At 43.2% G+C, this 14,072-nt stretch carries 20 protein-coding genes; 8 read left to right on the top strand and 12 right to left on the bottom strand.

Annotated features, from left to right (window positions below; genetic code table 11):
- Positions 1 to 5 precede the first annotated feature (5 nt).
- Genes KOD92_RS25885 through KOD92_RS25855 form a run of 7 tightly spaced genes read right to left on the bottom strand, consistent with a single transcriptional unit; the run spans position 6 to position 4,357 of the window.
- Positions 6 to 335 (bottom strand): hypothetical protein, encoded by a 330-nt coding sequence (locus KOD92_RS25885; RefSeq protein WP_215236516.1) that lies wholly within the window; start codon positions 333 to 335, stop codon positions 6 to 8.
- Positions 336 to 346: 11 nt separating this feature from the next.
- Positions 347 to 1,096 carry a metallophosphoesterase family protein gene (locus tag KOD92_RS25880; protein ID WP_215236515.1) on the bottom strand — a complete coding sequence of 250 codons (750 nt, stop codon included), beginning with the start codon at positions 1,094 to 1,096 and terminating at the stop codon, positions 347 to 349.
- Positions 1,093 to 1,869: a metallophosphoesterase family protein gene (locus tag KOD92_RS25875; protein ID WP_215236514.1), complete on the bottom strand. Its 777-nt coding sequence runs from the start codon at positions 1,867 to 1,869 to the stop codon at positions 1,093 to 1,095. Before KOD92_RS25875 ends, KOD92_RS25880 begins: the two co-directional genes overlap by 4 nt.
- An 11-nt stretch (positions 1,870 to 1,880) precedes the next feature.
- Complete coding sequence (gene arsB / locus KOD92_RS25870) at positions 1,881 to 2,933, bottom strand: ACR3 family arsenite efflux transporter (RefSeq protein WP_215236513.1); 1,053 nt, start codon at positions 2,931 to 2,933, stop codon at positions 1,881 to 1,883.
- The gene (gene arsN2 / locus KOD92_RS25865; protein WP_215236512.1) at positions 2,930 to 3,379 is read right to left on the bottom strand and encodes an arsenic resistance N-acetyltransferase ArsN2; all 450 of its coding nucleotides are present in this window, start codon (positions 3,377 to 3,379) and stop codon (positions 2,930 to 2,932) included. The genes arsB and arsN2 overlap by 4 nt, the downstream gene beginning before the upstream one ends.
- A 16-nt stretch (positions 3,380 to 3,395) precedes the next feature.
- Positions 3,396 to 3,968, bottom strand: coding sequence for a DUF6428 family protein (locus tag KOD92_RS25860; protein WP_229254880.1), 573 nt, complete (start codon positions 3,966 to 3,968; stop codon positions 3,396 to 3,398).
- 56 nt (positions 3,969 to 4,024) lie between these two features.
- Positions 4,025 to 4,357, bottom strand: a complete 333-nt coding sequence (locus KOD92_RS25855) for an ArsR/SmtB family transcription factor (RefSeq protein WP_215236511.1) — start codon at positions 4,355 to 4,357, stop codon at positions 4,025 to 4,027.
- Positions 4,358 to 4,466: 109 nt separating this feature from the next.
- On the opposite strand from KOD92_RS25855, the gene KOD92_RS25850 reads away from it, so the two are divergent.
- Positions 4,467 to 5,168 (top strand): low molecular weight phosphatase family protein, encoded by a 702-nt coding sequence (locus KOD92_RS25850; protein WP_215236510.1) that lies wholly within the window; start codon positions 4,467 to 4,469, stop codon positions 5,166 to 5,168.
- On the opposite strand, the gene KOD92_RS25845 is transcribed toward KOD92_RS25850, so the two are convergent.
- Positions 5,165 to 5,572: a MerR family transcriptional regulator gene (locus KOD92_RS25845; protein ID WP_215236509.1), complete on the bottom strand. Its 408-nt coding sequence runs from the start codon at positions 5,570 to 5,572 to the stop codon at positions 5,165 to 5,167. The two genes, KOD92_RS25850 and KOD92_RS25845, sit on opposite strands and share 4 nt — an antisense overlap.
- A gap of 77 nt (positions 5,573 to 5,649) precedes the next feature.
- Here KOD92_RS25845 and KOD92_RS25840 point away from each other — a divergent pair, with 77 nt between their 5' ends.
- Positions 5,650 to 5,979 (top strand): YnfA family protein, encoded by a 330-nt coding sequence (locus KOD92_RS25840; RefSeq protein WP_215236508.1) that lies wholly within the window; start codon positions 5,650 to 5,652, stop codon positions 5,977 to 5,979.
- 41 nt (positions 5,980 to 6,020) lie between these two features.
- Here the strand turns inward: KOD92_RS25840 and KOD92_RS25835 are convergent, their stop codons facing one another.
- Together KOD92_RS25835 and KOD92_RS25830 are read right to left on the bottom strand one after the other, a co-directional pair.
- Entirely contained in the window at positions 6,021 to 6,638 is a 618-nt protein-coding gene (locus KOD92_RS25835; RefSeq protein ID WP_215236507.1) for a thioredoxin family protein, read from the bottom strand.
- A 12-nt stretch (positions 6,639 to 6,650) separates the two neighbouring features.
- Positions 6,651 to 7,145, bottom strand: coding sequence for a TlpA family protein disulfide reductase (locus KOD92_RS25830; protein WP_215236506.1), 495 nt, complete (start codon positions 7,143 to 7,145; stop codon positions 6,651 to 6,653).
- A 103-nt stretch (positions 7,146 to 7,248) separates the two neighbouring features.
- Here KOD92_RS25830 and KOD92_RS25825 point away from each other — a divergent pair, with 103 nt between their 5' ends.
- Positions 7,249 to 7,458, top strand: a complete 210-nt coding sequence (locus KOD92_RS25825) for a hypothetical protein (RefSeq protein WP_215236505.1) — start codon at positions 7,249 to 7,251, stop codon at positions 7,456 to 7,458.
- A 128-nt stretch (positions 7,459 to 7,586) separates the two neighbouring features.
- Here KOD92_RS25825 and KOD92_RS25820 read toward each other — a convergent pair whose 3' ends face one another.
- Entirely contained in the window at positions 7,587 to 8,009 is a 423-nt protein-coding gene (locus KOD92_RS25820) for a tetraspanin family protein (RefSeq protein WP_215236504.1), read from the bottom strand.
- 676 nt (positions 8,010 to 8,685) lie between these two features.
- On the opposite strand from KOD92_RS25820, the gene KOD92_RS25815 reads away from it, so the two are divergent.
- From KOD92_RS25815 to KOD92_RS25800, 4 genes are all read left to right on the top strand, one after another.
- Positions 8,686 to 9,048, top strand: coding sequence for a response regulator (locus KOD92_RS25815; RefSeq protein WP_215236503.1), 363 nt, complete (start codon positions 8,686 to 8,688; stop codon positions 9,046 to 9,048).
- Between the two features lie 11 nt (positions 9,049 to 9,059).
- Positions 9,060 to 9,569, top strand: a complete 510-nt coding sequence (locus tag KOD92_RS25810; protein ID WP_215236502.1) for a DUF892 family protein — start codon at positions 9,060 to 9,062, stop codon at positions 9,567 to 9,569.
- 423 nt (positions 9,570 to 9,992) lie between these two features.
- Entirely contained in the window at positions 9,993 to 10,403 is a 411-nt protein-coding gene (locus tag KOD92_RS25805; RefSeq protein WP_215236501.1) for a response regulator, read from the top strand.
- Between the two features lie 648 nt (positions 10,404 to 11,051).
- The gene (locus KOD92_RS25800; protein WP_215236500.1) at positions 11,052 to 12,374 is read left to right on the top strand and encodes an amidohydrolase family protein; all 1,323 of its coding nucleotides are present in this window, start codon (positions 11,052 to 11,054) and stop codon (positions 12,372 to 12,374) included.
- A gap of 323 nt (positions 12,375 to 12,697) precedes the next feature.
- On the opposite strand, the gene KOD92_RS25795 is transcribed toward KOD92_RS25800, so the two are convergent.
- Entirely contained in the window at positions 12,698 to 13,306 is a 609-nt protein-coding gene (locus KOD92_RS25795) for a recombinase family protein (protein ID WP_215236499.1), read from the bottom strand.
- A gap of 118 nt (positions 13,307 to 13,424) precedes the next feature.
- On the opposite strand from KOD92_RS25795, the gene KOD92_RS25790 reads away from it, so the two are divergent.
- The coding region (locus tag KOD92_RS25790; RefSeq protein ID WP_215236498.1) for a DUF4158 domain-containing protein at positions 13,425 to 14,072 on the top strand (648 nt) is incomplete at its 3' end.

Below are 14,072 nucleotides of genomic sequence, written 5' to 3'. Positions count from 1 at the left end.
TCGGTTTATTTAGCCCTAATAAACCTTAATTTAACGGTATAGTTTGCGGCTGGATGATGATCAGGCAAAAATACCCTCTTTCCAGTCAGCTGCCGGATCAAATCGTTATTAAGCTTATCATCATGGGTGAATACTTTCACTTTACCTATGGCGCTACCTTCGCCAATAGAAAACTGAATTACAACGATTCCGCCAGTTTCACCAAGAACAGAAGGATAGTCAAGAAGGTGGGATAATTGATTGCCTATGTCCTTTGGCTGTTCCCGTGCTCCAAAAGAATAGACCGATGACACAATGGGAAGGAAGATCAAAAACAAAACTATCAAGCCTTTCATCTGGATAAAGGTTAATATGCTTTTCTTAAATTATCTGCAAAAGCATTAGGAAGAAGGCTCAGCTCTACGGCCTTTGCCGCCTTTTCTACATCGTATTTGACCCTTACAAATTCAACCTGAACAGCATCTTGAGTTGTTGTACTAGCTGTCTGATCAATCGTGATGAGTACGTAACAAGCGCGCGCGTCGCCATCCTTAGGTTTACCGACAGAACCAGTGTTAATCAGGTGATGAAAATGCTCAATGCTGTTCTCGCCAGAATTAATAACGCGGTGATATGGCTTGTGCGAGTGTCCGAAGCAAAGGATATCCGCTTTAAATTCCCTGACTAGTTCCAGCATGTACTGCTCTGGCAGATCATGTAAAAGATATTCATTGATGCTTCGTGGGCTTCCATGGACAAGCAGCATGTTCAATGGCTGATCATTAAGCTGAAACTCTATTCGCAAATGCCTGGGAAGTGTTAATAGGTAGTCCCTTTCCTTTTTCCCTACCAGCTTGTAGGCATACTCACTGCTTTCTTCTTTGCTGCAATCACCCTCGGAAGGCATTATCTTAGAAACTTTCAGGTCGTGGTTTCCTGCAATGGTCGCAATGCCATACTTACGTACCAGACCAATTACCTGGTTAGGCCAAACGTTGTAGCCCACAAGATCGCCCAGGCAGTAAACAGCATCAGGTTGTCGTTTTTCCAGATCTTCCAATACCGCCTCAAAAGCGGGAAGGTTTGCATGGATGTCAGAGAGTAGTGCTATTTTCATTTTCCCAGGCGTAATGATTCTGCATATGCATTCGGAAGGATACTGCCTTCTACGGCTTTGGCTGCCGCTTCTACATCATATTCAAAACGTATAAACTCTACTGTAATGCTTTTCTTGTTTGATGCCAGTGCATCTGCATCAATGTGCAGGATCACATAGCCCCCCCTTGGGTCACCATCTTTCGGCTTACCGACAGAACCGATATTGATCGCATGCCGGAAATGGTCTGTGCCATCTTGCTGGACTGATTCCAGGATCCTGTGATAAGGTCTGTGTGTATGGCCGAAAAGCATCACATCAGCCGCGGCCTGCTCCATGATTCGTAGCAAACTTTTTTCATCTCGGTCTTCAAACAAGTATTCGTTGATCCTGCGTGGGCTACCATGCACCAGAAGAACTGACAGAGTTTTGTCGTTCAACTGGAAATCCAGACGGATGTGAGCCGGCAGCGTTCTTAGATAAGCACGCTGCTCATCTTTGACAATTTCGTTTGTGTAGGCAATTGATACTTTGCCATTCTCTTTTTCATCGTCTGTTTTGTAAGCGCAGCCACAATCGTCACTACTCCTTCCGATCCCGAAGTCGTAATTTCCGGCAATGGTAGGGATACCACGTTTCCTAATCTGATCCATTACTTCGTTTGGCCATATGTTGTAACCAACCAGATCACCTAGGCAATAAATAGCATCAGTGTCTCTTGAATCAACATCCTTAAAAAACGCCTCTAATGCCGGAAGGTTGGCGTGAATGTCTGAAAAAAGGGCAATTCTCATTTAATAAGTAGTTAATTGGAAAACTTGTGCTGTTGTTTGAGTGCAAAATTGACCATTAGGATCAAAACCGGCACTTCGATTAGTGGGCCGATGACAGCAGCAAATGCAGCCCCCGAATCAATCCCGAATACAGCAATAGCGACCGCGATCCCAAGCTCAAAGTTGTTACCTGCGGCTGTGAAGGCCAGCGATGTTGATTTGGCATAATCCGCGCCTGCACGTTTGGACAGGTAAAAAGCAGAGAAAAACATGATCGCAAAATAGATTGTAAGCGGCAGCGCGATGCGCAGTACATCAAAGGGGATACTCACAATCAGCTGACCCTTCAAACTAAACATGACCACAATCGTAAAGAGCAGGGCAATCAAAGTGATCGGGCTGATGGCCGGAAGGAATTTTGTCTCAAACCATTCTTTGCTAAACACCTTTGTTAGTACTATCCGGGAAATAATACCTGCCAGGAACGGGATACCCAGATAAATGAAAACACTTTGAGCAACTTCGCCGATGGTAATATTCACCACCAGGTGGCCCTGTTCAAATCCTTTCAAGCCAAAGAGCGGTGGTAAAATTGTCACAAACACATAGGCATACACCGAATAAAACAAGACCTGAAAAATGCTGTTGAAAGCCACCAGCCCTGCTGCATACAAGCGGTCACCATTAGCAAGGTCATTCCAGACAATGACCATAGCAATACAGCGGGCAATGCCGATCATGATCAGGCCGGTCATGTACTCGGGCTTATCGGGAAGGAAAATGACGGCCAGCCCAAACATCAACAGCGGACCAATGATCCAGTTTTGCAGTAGCGAAAGCCCCAGGATCTTTGTGTTGTTAAACACCTTTGGCAGCTCTGCGTAACGCACCTTGGCCAGTGGCGGGGACATCATCAGCACAAGGCCAATAGCTAACGGAAGGTTCACACCTGATCCTGAATTGAATTGATTGATGAAATCAGGTGTGCCCGGCAAGAAATAGCCAATTGAAACGCCGATCAGCATGGCTAAAAAGATCCATAAAGTCAGGTAACGGTCTAAAAAGGAAAGACGTGGGTTATTCATGCGGTTGGATGCTTTAAATCTCTTTTCATCACGACAGCAGATGTTGGGCAAAGCCCGCTAAACTGCCTGGTTTGCTGAATTGCTTCTGGCACCTGCTCACGGTTTACTACCGCAAAACCATAACGGTCAAAATAATGGTCAGCTGTAGTTGTGATCAGGTATACTGCTTGAACTTCTTGTTTGTCAGCACCTGCCAGAAGCTGCTCGACCAATTTTCGAGCAATGCCCTTACCTTGACGATCAGGGCTAACTGCAATTGAGCGTAATAGTGCAACTTCTTCATACAGCTCCATTCCAGCGACACCAACAGGTGACCCTTCTTCTCTTGCTAAAAGAAAATCCGGCAACCCAGCAGGCAAGTCTTCCGTAAGAAGGTCTGCTTCTTTCAGCAGGCTGGTTACGACTTCCTTGTCTGCTGGCACTGCTTTATCAATTTGTAGTTTCATAGCTGGTTGTTTTTGATTAGCAGCACCCAGAGCCTGGCTTGCAGCTGTTACCATCGGAGGTGACCAGTTCCAATTCCTGTTTGACAGGGGCAGGCGCGCAGCAAGAAGTTTCTGCTGACGGTGTGTCGCAGCTTTGGTTTCGGGTAAGTGCCTTGCATTGGGTGAAGTCCGGAACCAGATTAACGGTAAATGTTTCACCATCGGATGCAAATTCTCCGGGGTACATCTGGCGTGTATCAAACCTGGAATTGCCGAACTCAATTTTAACGGTTGCGTTTGGGTTCAGGGGAAGCGATTTTTCAACCAGGTCAACAATTTTCAACGCTTTGTCAACTTTCATCGAACGGTCTACTTCTTTTTCAGAAGGTTCCCATAGCTGCACGATCACTTCTGTCCAGCTATTCATTACCCCACCGCAATCAACTGAAACGATTGGTGCTTGTTTGATTTCGGTAATGTGGTAAGAGCTGTCCACAAATTTGCCTTCTTCATATTGGAATTGCAGATGCAAATCTGGATTTTGTTTAAGGGTATTTTTGAAATCACCCCACGTCATCGGGCCGCGAGTCTCCGGATTTAATTGGCTCATGGTCTCTATTGGTTAAATGTATTATTACGATTGATATTTTCAAAAAAATACCCTGCCTAGTTGCAGCAGGATTCAGTAGGGGCAAATGTATCCAGCAACGAACCGAAAGTTTTCTGCGCTTCTGACCACACGACCGGATTAATGCAATAGCATACCCTTGGCGGATTGATTTCACCATGGATGATGCCAATCCTTTTAAGTTCCTTCAAATGCTGGGAAACAGTTGCCTGGGCAAGTTCGAGCTCATCGACCAAATCACCACAAACGCAGGCCTTTCTGGAAATCAGCAGTTGCAGGATCGCAACCCTGGCCGGGTGCGAAAACGCCTTTGCCAGATCCGCGATACGGTTTTGCTGCTCTGTGAATATTTCGGTTTTAGTAACTCCCATGCTGCAAATATAGATAGCATTCTACCAATTGCAATATTACGATGAATATTTTTTTGTCTGCTAAATTCTATCGTATCTTTACGATTGACTACAACTTACCTGATAAAATATGAGCCTGATCCATCTTTTACTGATAACCTTTTTTACCACTGCCGCAATTATGCCATCTCGCAACTCCGACAATAAGAAAGCGCTTAATCCAAAGCTTTCTGCCTACATTGAAACTGTTAAAGAAGATTTCTCAAAAATACCGGGCGACCGCAAGGAAGAGCTTGACAAAATTGCTGTGTTCATCCAAAAGCAGGTTAAAGCTGGTCAGCGTGCAGAGCTCACCTACATCTGTACGCACAACTCGCGCCGCAGCCATTTCGGGCAAATTTGGGGCGCAACTGCTGCTGCATATTACGATATCCCTAATGTGAAAACATACTCTGGTGGTACTGAGGCCAGCGCATTCAATGAGCGGGCGGTTGCTGCCTGCGAAAGGGCTGGTTTTGATGTAACGAAAATATCAGAAGGCAAAAACCCGGTCTATCATGTAAGCTATGGGGTTGGTGCTGAACCTATGAAGGCATTTTCAAAGAAGTATGATGACGCCAGCAACCCGCAAAGCAATTTTTGCGCTATCATGACCTGCTCGCAAGCTGATGAAGCATGCCCTGTGGTAAAAGGAGCAGCTGCCAGGGTTGCTGTCCCTTATGATGATCCAAAAGCCTTTGATGGCAGCGCGCAGGAGACAGCCAAATATGACGAACGCTGCAAACAGATTGCAACCGAAACGCTTTATGTTTTTTCAAAAGTCGAAATCTAAATCAAATCGCTAACAAGCATTGGACAGTTACACTCAGCAGTATCTGGGCGGCATTTTTCCAAGCATTTGTCTACACCGTTAATCATTGACTTTTTGATAAATTCCAGGTCAGCGATCTTGCGTTCGATGAGAGATACTTTTTCTGATATCTTTTCAGATACGTCCCCACATGTTGCCTGTTTACGCTCAATCATATCCAAAAAATGGGCGGTTTCATTAAGAGTGAAGCCAAAACCCTTGATCCTTTTGATGTGTAGTAGCCTTTGCAGGGTGTCTTCTGAATACTCTTTATAATTATTGAAGCGCCTTTCCTTGCGGCCTACTGCGATAAGCCCCTGTTTTTCGTAAAAACGGATGGTATCCCTGGATAACCCGGCTTGTTTTGATAATTCTCCAATCAGCATAATAATATTTGATTTGGGTTATTGACAGTGGACTATACTCCACTGTTTAGCTTTACAATTTAAAAACAACATTACGAATGGTCGCCATAAAATCATTACTGGTCTTCATTTTGGCCGGGCTTTGTGAAATTGGAGGGGGATACCTGGTTTGGTTGTGGCTCAAAGAGGATAAGCCGGTTTGGTATGGCATTGTGGGTGGGATCATCCTGGCCTTATATGGCGTCGTCGTTACGCTTCAACCAGCTGGCTTTGGCCGCGTTTACGCCACATATGGCGGTATCTTTATTGTGATGGCCCTGATCTGGGCTTGGCAGGTCGATGGGTTTAAGCCAGACAAATACGATCTGATCGGAGCTGCCATTGCCCTGGTTGGCGTTTGCATCATTTATTATGCACCCCGGCAGTAAATACAAAAACAAAGAGCGCCCCTAAATCGGGGCGCCCTGGTTTATACCTTCTTCCATTTAATTCCACAGCCAATCGCTTTTGCGGTCGGAACAGCCACTGGCTGACCAGTTAGCAGTTCATTGACAGCATTTTGAACATATTTCTGGCTTGCCTGCCCCCCATCCTGGGCATTGTTATCGATTGCGCCAATATACTTGATAACAAAATCGCTTCCCTGACGCTGGACTACGAAAACGGTAGGGGTATGTGTAGCACCAAATGTTATAGCTACCTGCTGGGTTTCATCAATCAAATAAGGGAAACCATACTTTTTATCAGCTGAACGCTTTTTCATAGCTTCATAGCTGTCACCGGGTGAAAGCTGCCCGTCATTGGCATTGATGGCAATGACCGGGTAGCCTTTGGAGGCAAACTTCTTATCCAAATCAATCACCCGCTGCTCATAAGCCTGGGCGACCGGGCAAGTATTGCAGGTAAAAACCAGTACATACCCTTTCGTGGTTTTATCAGAACCCAGTGAGATGGTCTTTTCATCCACATTTTTTAGAGAGAAATCCATAACCTTATCCCCTATCTGGTAACCAGGCTGTATTACTGAAAACGCGCTAACGGCCAAGAATGTCGCGGTCACCGCGCATAAAAAAAATGCTGTTTTCATGTCTTTCGTATTTTATTGAATAAATGGTTTTAGCTCAGCGGCAAGCTCAGCTTCCGTGAAAGGCCTTTCAAAGCCTTTCATTAATTTGGTTTTTTTATTGATAATCAAGGTAAACGGCAGTGCACCAGACCAATCGGAAGATACTTTATCAATCCAGGTATTGTAGTCAGTCTCGTCCAGTAGAACGACCTGCGCAGATTTAATCCTTTTCCTTGCAATAAATGGTTCCACTTTTTTTTCAAGCAAGGAAGCCGCATCCAGGCTTACCAGGATGACTTTCACTTTGCTGGCAGCATATTGGGTGCTGATCTTTTCGAAATGAGGTATCTCTGCGACGCACGGAGCGCACCAGGTTGCCCAGAAGTTGACTATCAAAATTGAGTCGTTCGGGCTTTCCAGGATTTGCTGTAAGTCCGGGTACTTGATGATCCGTATAGGCTGGCCGTAGCTGCTTTCCCCTATTAAAATCAGTAAAAGGGTAAACAGCCATCTATGATGTGAAACCATAAACAGTATTTAGGATGATGTGAAAATATTCATGTGAGTCCCGCAAGGAGCTCATAGTTGACTAAGCCCACCGTGGTGGGTGCCAAAAGTCAAAATAAGGGGAATGGTAAAGCTTCTGGACTTTTGCAGAATATCCTGTAAACGCGGTCAGCTTTTGATTAACCTGAATGTTGAATTCAGCAGCCAGAAAGCTGCACAGGCAGAGCAGCCAAAAAATGGATTAGAGATCTCTTTATCAGCAGTGCTTTTGTTTGGGATTGATTTGGGTTTCTTTTTGCAGCACTGCATGCAGCTCTTTTTGGCAGGAGCATAGCCGCTACTTGCCCCTATCGCAGGTAAAAACGATAGCAGCAAAACATAGCAAGCCAAAACCAGAGCTGATACTTTCATAGTGTTGATTTTCAGAGAGCAAAGGTATGAATTAATACTCCTTCAAAACGCTCAACGGGGTTTGGGCAACTTGTCGAGTTCCATAACCAGGTACACCATTTCCTTTGTCTCAACTGAATTGCCCATCTTTAAGGAAACAGGCCCTTCGCCTGGCAGGTACGTTAATTGGAAATTCAGCCAGGGGCAGCATAAACGCTCAAATTGGATGAAGTCGAACAAATCTTTGCTCAGGGTACTATCAGCATTATCGAAAACTAATTCGTAGCTGGTTGGCCCTTCAATGGTCTTATCAATCTTTTTAAATAGCGTTTGATGCAGCTGCTGCATACGCTTGATTTGGTCCTTATCTGTCAATTTGCAGGCAAGTGCAATTTTCTCTTTCAGCTTTGCTGTATGCTCCATCTTCTTTGCTGTTTGTCCCAGGCAGGCCAAGGCTATCAACCAAAGGAGCCCACTTAGCAGGGTTGTTTTCATAACTTTTTTAAGCAAAGATAAACAGTGGAGTATAGTCCACTGTCAAGGATTTGGGCCAAAACTTTGTCATAGCAGTAGATCTTGCAGCAATCGCGAAGCTAAGAATTTAATGGAAGAGCAGATTCAGCGAAGTGACGCTGTTACACTGCGCTCATATCTGCTAAAAAGAATGGAGTTAAACCGCATATAAGTACACTTTAACGTCCAACAAAACTAAAAATATGTAAGATTTTCACCATTTTGGGGCTTACAACTTAGAAAATGGTAAGCTTGTTAAATTTCATTTAAACCACCGTTTTTGCGCACGATAATTAAACAACAATTGGGAGAAGTAGCTCCACGGACATAGGCTCGCTGCTGGCCATACACATTATAAGGAATTCCAAAAACCGAAGATCTTTCTGGTTTGGACGGACGGGTATAGGTAAGAGCTATCTTACTGCCCAACAATCTTACATGTAGTATTCGCGACAACCTGAAAAATTGATCCTTTGTCATAATGATTATGTCTAGTTCGGCTGATGGTTCAGCAATAATTAGTTGCCCGCAGCAAAGGCCTAGCTTCATGGAATCCAAAAACAATTGAACTTTGATGGGTGATTTGATTTTGGCATGATGTTTGATAAAAACTGCCTTGCAACATGACTATTAATGCTGCTCTCAATAACCTTAATCCATGGCAAAAAGAATACTCATCATTGATGACGACCAAGACTTACTTGAACTCTTAAAAATCGTTTTTCGCGATTCTGGTCATGAGATTATTTACTCCCAGACTGCGCCAGACACTAGCTATATTAATGTCCTTCATCCCGATCTTATTCTACTGGATGTCCGGATCAACGGTCTACCAAGAAAAGGGGCACAATTATGCGGGGAGTTAAAAGCCAATTCAAAAACTGAAAAACTTCCTGTAATTTTGTGTTCGGGAGAGTATAATCTAAGGGAAATTGCCCGAGAGTGTAACGCTGACATGTATCTGGAAAAGCCATATGACATGTTAAGCCTGCTTTCCCAAGTAAACCGATATCTCTCATAACCAAAGCAACAATGCTGGAAAATAATAAGATCAACCTTGAAAAGGATGACCTTGAAATCTTTCTTATCAACCATTTGGATAAAATATACGCAGCTAAATCTATGCTGGTATCAGAGCTTCCGCAGATCCTGGATAACGCCTATTTTTCTGACCTAAGGGGAGCTATTTATGAGACGGTGGAAGATGTCAAGAAACAAATGGTGAGAATGGATGAAATTTATCAGATTATGGGTGCTGCTGTTTCTGAGGGCAATTCCAATGGACTCAAAGGACTGATCGATGATTCTTTTAAAGATATAGGCCTTCATAGCAGCAATCCGGAATTAAGGGACATGTCCATCCTGTTTTATCTGCATAATATTGAAAGTATCGAAATGGCTTCGTTTCAAATACTTGAAATGCTTGCCGTGAAACTAAAAAATGGGCGTATTAAACAGCTAATCAAACAAAATTATGAAGAAGCGAAAGCGGATAGGACCCTTCTGTTGCTGATTAATGCAAAATATATCTCTACTGTGTAATAGTTCCTACTCTTTTGGAATATAACAGGCATTGAAAAAAGGCATATGCAGGTAATTTTGAGGCTAACCAGCCCAAACTAGCAAGCTAAACAAACCTTCTGGCAGGCATCGGCAAATCGGCCGCCAATAAGCAATTACACATTCGAAAAGAACTTGACTGAGGTTAAAAAAGCTAATCCCATTAAAAGGAACTGATTGCCCAAAATTTTAGTCAATGGCTAACAAGCGAGAAGCTATCCATCTAAAAATAAGCTTCCAATTTTTACTTTTAAAATACAGCAACCTTGCTCTCATCCCTTCATAGACACTAATCACGAGTTGTCATGCTTGCAAGAAGAGTTGTGTTGTGATGTATCCTTCATATAGGTCTTTTCTGAAAGAAGATGGCACCCTTATTTTAAAGTGCACTAAAAAGCATGAAGTATGGGAGCTGTGATGATTATCGATGATGATGAAGATGACCAATTCCTATTGCAGGAAGCATTCAAAAATCTTGGGTATCAAAATGAGCTCATTTTCTTTTCTAACGGACAAAAAGCCTTTGACTTCCTTTGTCAAACAGAGATGCTGCCATTTCTGATCTTATCGGATATGAATATGCCTCAAATTAATGGTTTCGAATTGAAGGAAAAGATTCGTCAAAATAGTTCTGTTAAAGTCCGATGTATACCCCTCTTGTTTTTTTCCACAGCAGTAAGTGGTCCCTTACTCTCAGATGCTTATCATGATTGTGCACAGGGAGTTTTTATTAAAGGCAAATCCTTATGTGATATGGAAACGACGATTTCTGTGATCATGGAGTACTGGGGTCGTTGCATACATGCTCATGATTGATAAGCCTGTCATCATTTGCAAGCGACAATTGTGCGCCCGTGGGCGAGAAGCTTACACAAACAGGCGCCGAAATGGAGAGACCTTCGATTGATATAAAACCAGCAGAAAACGAGGCTTTTCTTACAAATGGGCGAAAACATACGCTAAAGAACTACGTTTTTAGTTTTCCGGCATAATTATACAAGGTTGCGTAGACAATTCCCAGCTGCTTAGAAATCTTGTTCATCGAAAGCCCTTGTTTTTGTAGTAAAAAGTTTTTTGTTAATGCTGGGGGGCGGCAATGTAGGCCTTTAGGCAGATGTATTAGCAGGAGATCCGGACAATGCGGATTCATGATAATGTCACCAAAGAGTTTGCGGGCTGAATTCAGGAGAAGTATTCCGAAGTGTGGGAGCGTATGATGAGATCGAAGATATTGTGTTATTGTTGAGTGCAGGTTGAATATAGCACTTGCTATCGGGTTGTTTCTCTTGATGGATAGAATGATCTTCCACACAAATCCCATTCATATAAGCAAAAATACCATTCATGTATTATGCTTTGCATAGTACTATGTAATGCCTTAACGTTGCGTGTATTCTTATTGATATGTACCTCAAAGCAACTTAGCCAAACGTGTAAGCATCTCTCACACTAACCCTTATCTCTATGCGCCATATCTTAGCTACCTTCTTGGTTTTGACTTCAGTTTCTCTTTTGGCCCAACCCACCCAAAAATGGTTGATCAAAGTTGGCAAGCTCTATGATGCTGAGCACAAAACTTTTCTTACTAATCAACAGATTCTGGTTGTCAACGGCATCATTCAAGCGGTTGGACGAAACCTAAATAAGCCAGTAAACATCAAGGTAATTAATCTGGGCCAATGCACAGCCGCGCCCGGTCTAATGGATATGCATACGCATCTGTTGCTCCACCAAAAGCAACGAAAAGATGGACTAGAAATGGCCTCAAAGGTGTCAGCCAATGAACGCATTCGGCAAGGACTAGCGTTCGCTAAACTCAACTTAGAAGCTGGTATTACCACGGTTCGTGACTTGGGCAACTCTGGACAATACTTAGATCTACAATTGCAAAAGATACTAGCGGATGAGCGCACAATTGGCCCTACCATGTATGTCTCAGGGCCAATCATCAGCCCCCCTGGTGGACAATTTTACAAACCTGCTCCTGCTGACAGTTTTTTAATCGATCAAGAATACCGGATAGTGAAAGGAGCTGACGATGCAAAAGCGGCTGTGGAAGAACACATCCAGAGGGGAGTCAACGTCATAAAGGTTTGCATGAATAACGACAATCGCGTACTAGCTCCTGAGGAGATCAAGGCCATTGTCGAAAGAGCGCATCAACATGGTCTTTCCGTCACCGCTCATGCTACTTATGATGACTCGGCAAGAGATGCCGTATTAGCGGGAGTGGATGGTATCGAACATGGCTACAGCTTATCGGACAGTACCTTACAGCTGATGGCCCAGCGAGGTACTTATCTAGTACCTACGGACGTATCAAAGCAAACAGCTGATATAAAAGTGGCTGGAATTGGCATGGTTGGTAAAGAAGCAGAAGAATATGCTAACAACTTTCTTAAGGCAATACACGATAGACTAAGACGAGCCGTGGCGAAGGGTGTTATAATTGTAGCAGGTTCGGATTACTATGGTGATATTGCTTTAATAGAACGAGGCAAAGGTGCGGTTGATGTACTGCTATCCTATTATGAAGCGGGTATTCCGGTGGGTGATGTACTGAGCTATGCAACCTATAATGCTGCTAAAGTCCAAGGTATAGTCGATAAAGTTGGCATCATCAAATCAGGTATGAAAGCGGATATAGTGTTTTTCAGAGGGGACTTAGAGAATAATTTTGCTAAATCGCTGTTCAGCGTAAAGCTGATTATGAAAGACGGCCGTCTAGTTTATCCACCTGCTGACAGCTCGGCTGGCCGAACGAATCTTACTCCTGGTTCTAGGTGATGGTGTCGGTTAATAACAGGGTAATCAGGTTTGTTGCTCATTTCATAGTGTAACCAAAGGAGCAAGGTCGTTTAAGTCGATACTGTTTATATATCAGTATAATATCCTGAAAGGCCCGTTTCTCCGGGACTTAAAGCATTGTTATTAGCTTATTCCTACCCGATTCGAGTTTTTCTCACAATGGCGAAACATACGCTTAGGCTACGTTTTTAGTTTTCCGACATAATTATATACGGTTCCGTAAGCAATTCCCAGCTGCTTAGAAATCGCGGTTCTCGTTACAAATGGACGAAAAATAGCGGCGACCGTCGCACGGTTTGGAATCATTTCTTATTCTTAGCCAGATAATTATACACCGTTCCGTAAGCAACACCGGACCTAATGCTGATCTGATTCATTGACAATCCTGTTTTTTGAAGTTCCAGGATCTGGTTCAGTTTAGTTATGTGTAGCTTGGGTCTGGAGATTTGCTTTCCCTGAGCTTTTGCCCTGGCCATACCGGCTTTTACCCGCTGGCTGATCAGCGAGCTTTCAAATTGTGATAATGAAGCCATGACATGAAATATTAGCTCACCGGTTGGCGTGGTGGTGTCAATATTTTCCTGATAGGAGATAAAATCAATACTCATACTTTGAAATTCTTTCATTGCATTAACAAGTGCCTGGGTTGAACGGGCAAAGCGGTCGTACCGCCAAACCAGGACTACGTCCAGTTTTCTTTTTTTTGCAGCTGCCATCATCAATTTATATTGAGCCCTGTCCAAGGTTGTACCGGATGCATAATCTATAAACTCCCCGATGATTTCAAAGTTTCGCTTTTGGGCGTAATCTCTTAACTGGCCCAGTTGGGTTTCTGGATCCTGCCCTTTATCCAGGGTGGATACTCTTGCATACAGGGCAACCCGTTTGGTGATATTTTCTTGCTTTTTCATTTAATTGCCTATCAAAAAGGAACTCCTTTACAAGATACTTTTTGACATCTAAAAACAAGCTTTAAACCTATTTCAAGCGGGGTAAATTTTGATACCCTTTTTGATAACTGTTTTTCATATGGCATCACTGTTTTTAAACCAATCACAGCGTGAGCGCTACGAACGGGTACCGATGGAAATATCTGAATATGATTTGATGCAATTTTTTCAGATTTCGTATCAAGATAAAATTTTTCTTAAATCATTCAGAGGGGAACATAACCGTTTAGGAATTGCGCTTCAGATAGGCATTGTCAGGTTTATGGGTTTTCTACCCGATAAATGGCAACAGCAGATTCCCGCAAATGTAGCTACCATGATATGTGATCAGCTAGGTTCCAACATTGAATTATTGTCACTTTATGGCCAAAGAATTCCTACCAGGACCGAACACTTAGGGACTATACTAAAACATTTAAAGTTTCGCCGGTGGCAGCCCATGGATGAAATCTGGCTTGCACCATGGCTTTTAAATAAAGGGATGGAGCATGACAATGAACCCATATTGCTCAGGCAAGTTTGTTTGAAGCTTGGACAGGAAAAAATTTTGAGACCATCGATTGGAACATTGGAGCGGATTGTAGGTAGTCTGGATGAACAGCTGCACCTGGAGACATTCAGAAGGTTTAGTTTCCTTTTGACCGAAGATATGAAAACCAAACTGACTGAAATTTTAGAATTGGATATTACCCGTGGTATTACTTTACATCGGTGGCTTTGCCAAGTC

It is taken from the genome of Dyadobacter linearis (assembly GCF_907165045.1).
GTDB lineage: Bacteria > Bacteroidota > Bacteroidia > Cytophagales > Spirosomataceae > Dyadobacter > Dyadobacter linearis.
Note: the sequence above shows the minus strand (reverse complement) of the source record. Positions and strands in the feature narration are given on the sequence as shown.

Excerpts from the sequence above, each read along its gene's own strand:
- KOD92_RS25885 (WP_215236516.1), bottom strand. The coding sequence starts at position 335 with ATGAAAGGCTTGATAGTTTTGTTTTTGATCTTCCTTCCCATTGTGTCA.
- KOD92_RS25880 (WP_215236515.1), bottom strand. The coding sequence starts at position 1,096 with ATGAAAATAGCACTACTCTCTGACATCCATGCAAACCTTCCCGCTTTT.
- KOD92_RS25875 (WP_215236514.1), bottom strand. The coding sequence starts at position 1,869 with ATGAGAATTGCCCTTTTTTCAGACATTCACGCCAACCTTCCGGCATTA.
- arsB (WP_215236513.1), bottom strand. The coding sequence starts at position 2,933 with ATGAATAACCCACGTCTTTCCTTTTTAGACCGTTACCTGACTTTATGG.
- arsN2 (WP_215236512.1), bottom strand. The coding sequence starts at position 3,379 with ATGAAACTACAAATTGATAAAGCAGTGCCAGCAGACAAGGAAGTCGTA.
- KOD92_RS25860 (WP_229254880.1), bottom strand. The coding sequence starts at position 3,968 with ATGAGCCAATTAAATCCGGAGACTCGCGGCCCGATGACGTGGGGTGAT.
- KOD92_RS25855 (WP_215236511.1), bottom strand. The coding sequence starts at position 4,357 with ATGGGAGTTACTAAAACCGAAATATTCACAGAGCAGCAAAACCGTATC.
- KOD92_RS25850 (WP_215236510.1), top strand. The coding sequence starts at position 4,467 with ATGAGCCTGATCCATCTTTTACTGATAACCTTTTTTACCACTGCCGCA.
- KOD92_RS25845 (WP_215236509.1), bottom strand. The coding sequence starts at position 5,572 with ATGCTGATTGGAGAATTATCAAAACAAGCCGGGTTATCCAGGGATACC.
- KOD92_RS25840 (WP_215236508.1), top strand. The coding sequence starts at position 5,650 with ATGGTCGCCATAAAATCATTACTGGTCTTCATTTTGGCCGGGCTTTGT.
- KOD92_RS25835 (WP_215236507.1), bottom strand. The coding sequence starts at position 6,638 with ATGAAAACAGCATTTTTTTTATGCGCGGTGACCGCGACATTCTTGGCC.
- KOD92_RS25830 (WP_215236506.1), bottom strand. The coding sequence starts at position 7,145 with ATGGTTTCACATCATAGATGGCTGTTTACCCTTTTACTGATTTTAATA.
- KOD92_RS25825 (WP_215236505.1), top strand. The coding sequence starts at position 7,249 with ATGGTAAAGCTTCTGGACTTTTGCAGAATATCCTGTAAACGCGGTCAG.
- KOD92_RS25820 (WP_215236504.1), bottom strand. The coding sequence starts at position 8,009 with ATGAAAACAACCCTGCTAAGTGGGCTCCTTTGGTTGATAGCCTTGGCC.
- KOD92_RS25815 (WP_215236503.1), top strand. The coding sequence starts at position 8,686 with ATGGCAAAAAGAATACTCATCATTGATGACGACCAAGACTTACTTGAA.
- KOD92_RS25810 (WP_215236502.1), top strand. The coding sequence starts at position 9,060 with ATGCTGGAAAATAATAAGATCAACCTTGAAAAGGATGACCTTGAAATC.
- KOD92_RS25805 (WP_215236501.1), top strand. The coding sequence starts at position 9,993 with ATGGGAGCTGTGATGATTATCGATGATGATGAAGATGACCAATTCCTA.
- KOD92_RS25800 (WP_215236500.1), top strand. The coding sequence starts at position 11,052 with ATGCGCCATATCTTAGCTACCTTCTTGGTTTTGACTTCAGTTTCTCTT.
- KOD92_RS25795 (WP_215236499.1), bottom strand. The coding sequence starts at position 13,306 with ATGAAAAAGCAAGAAAATATCACCAAACGGGTTGCCCTGTATGCAAGA.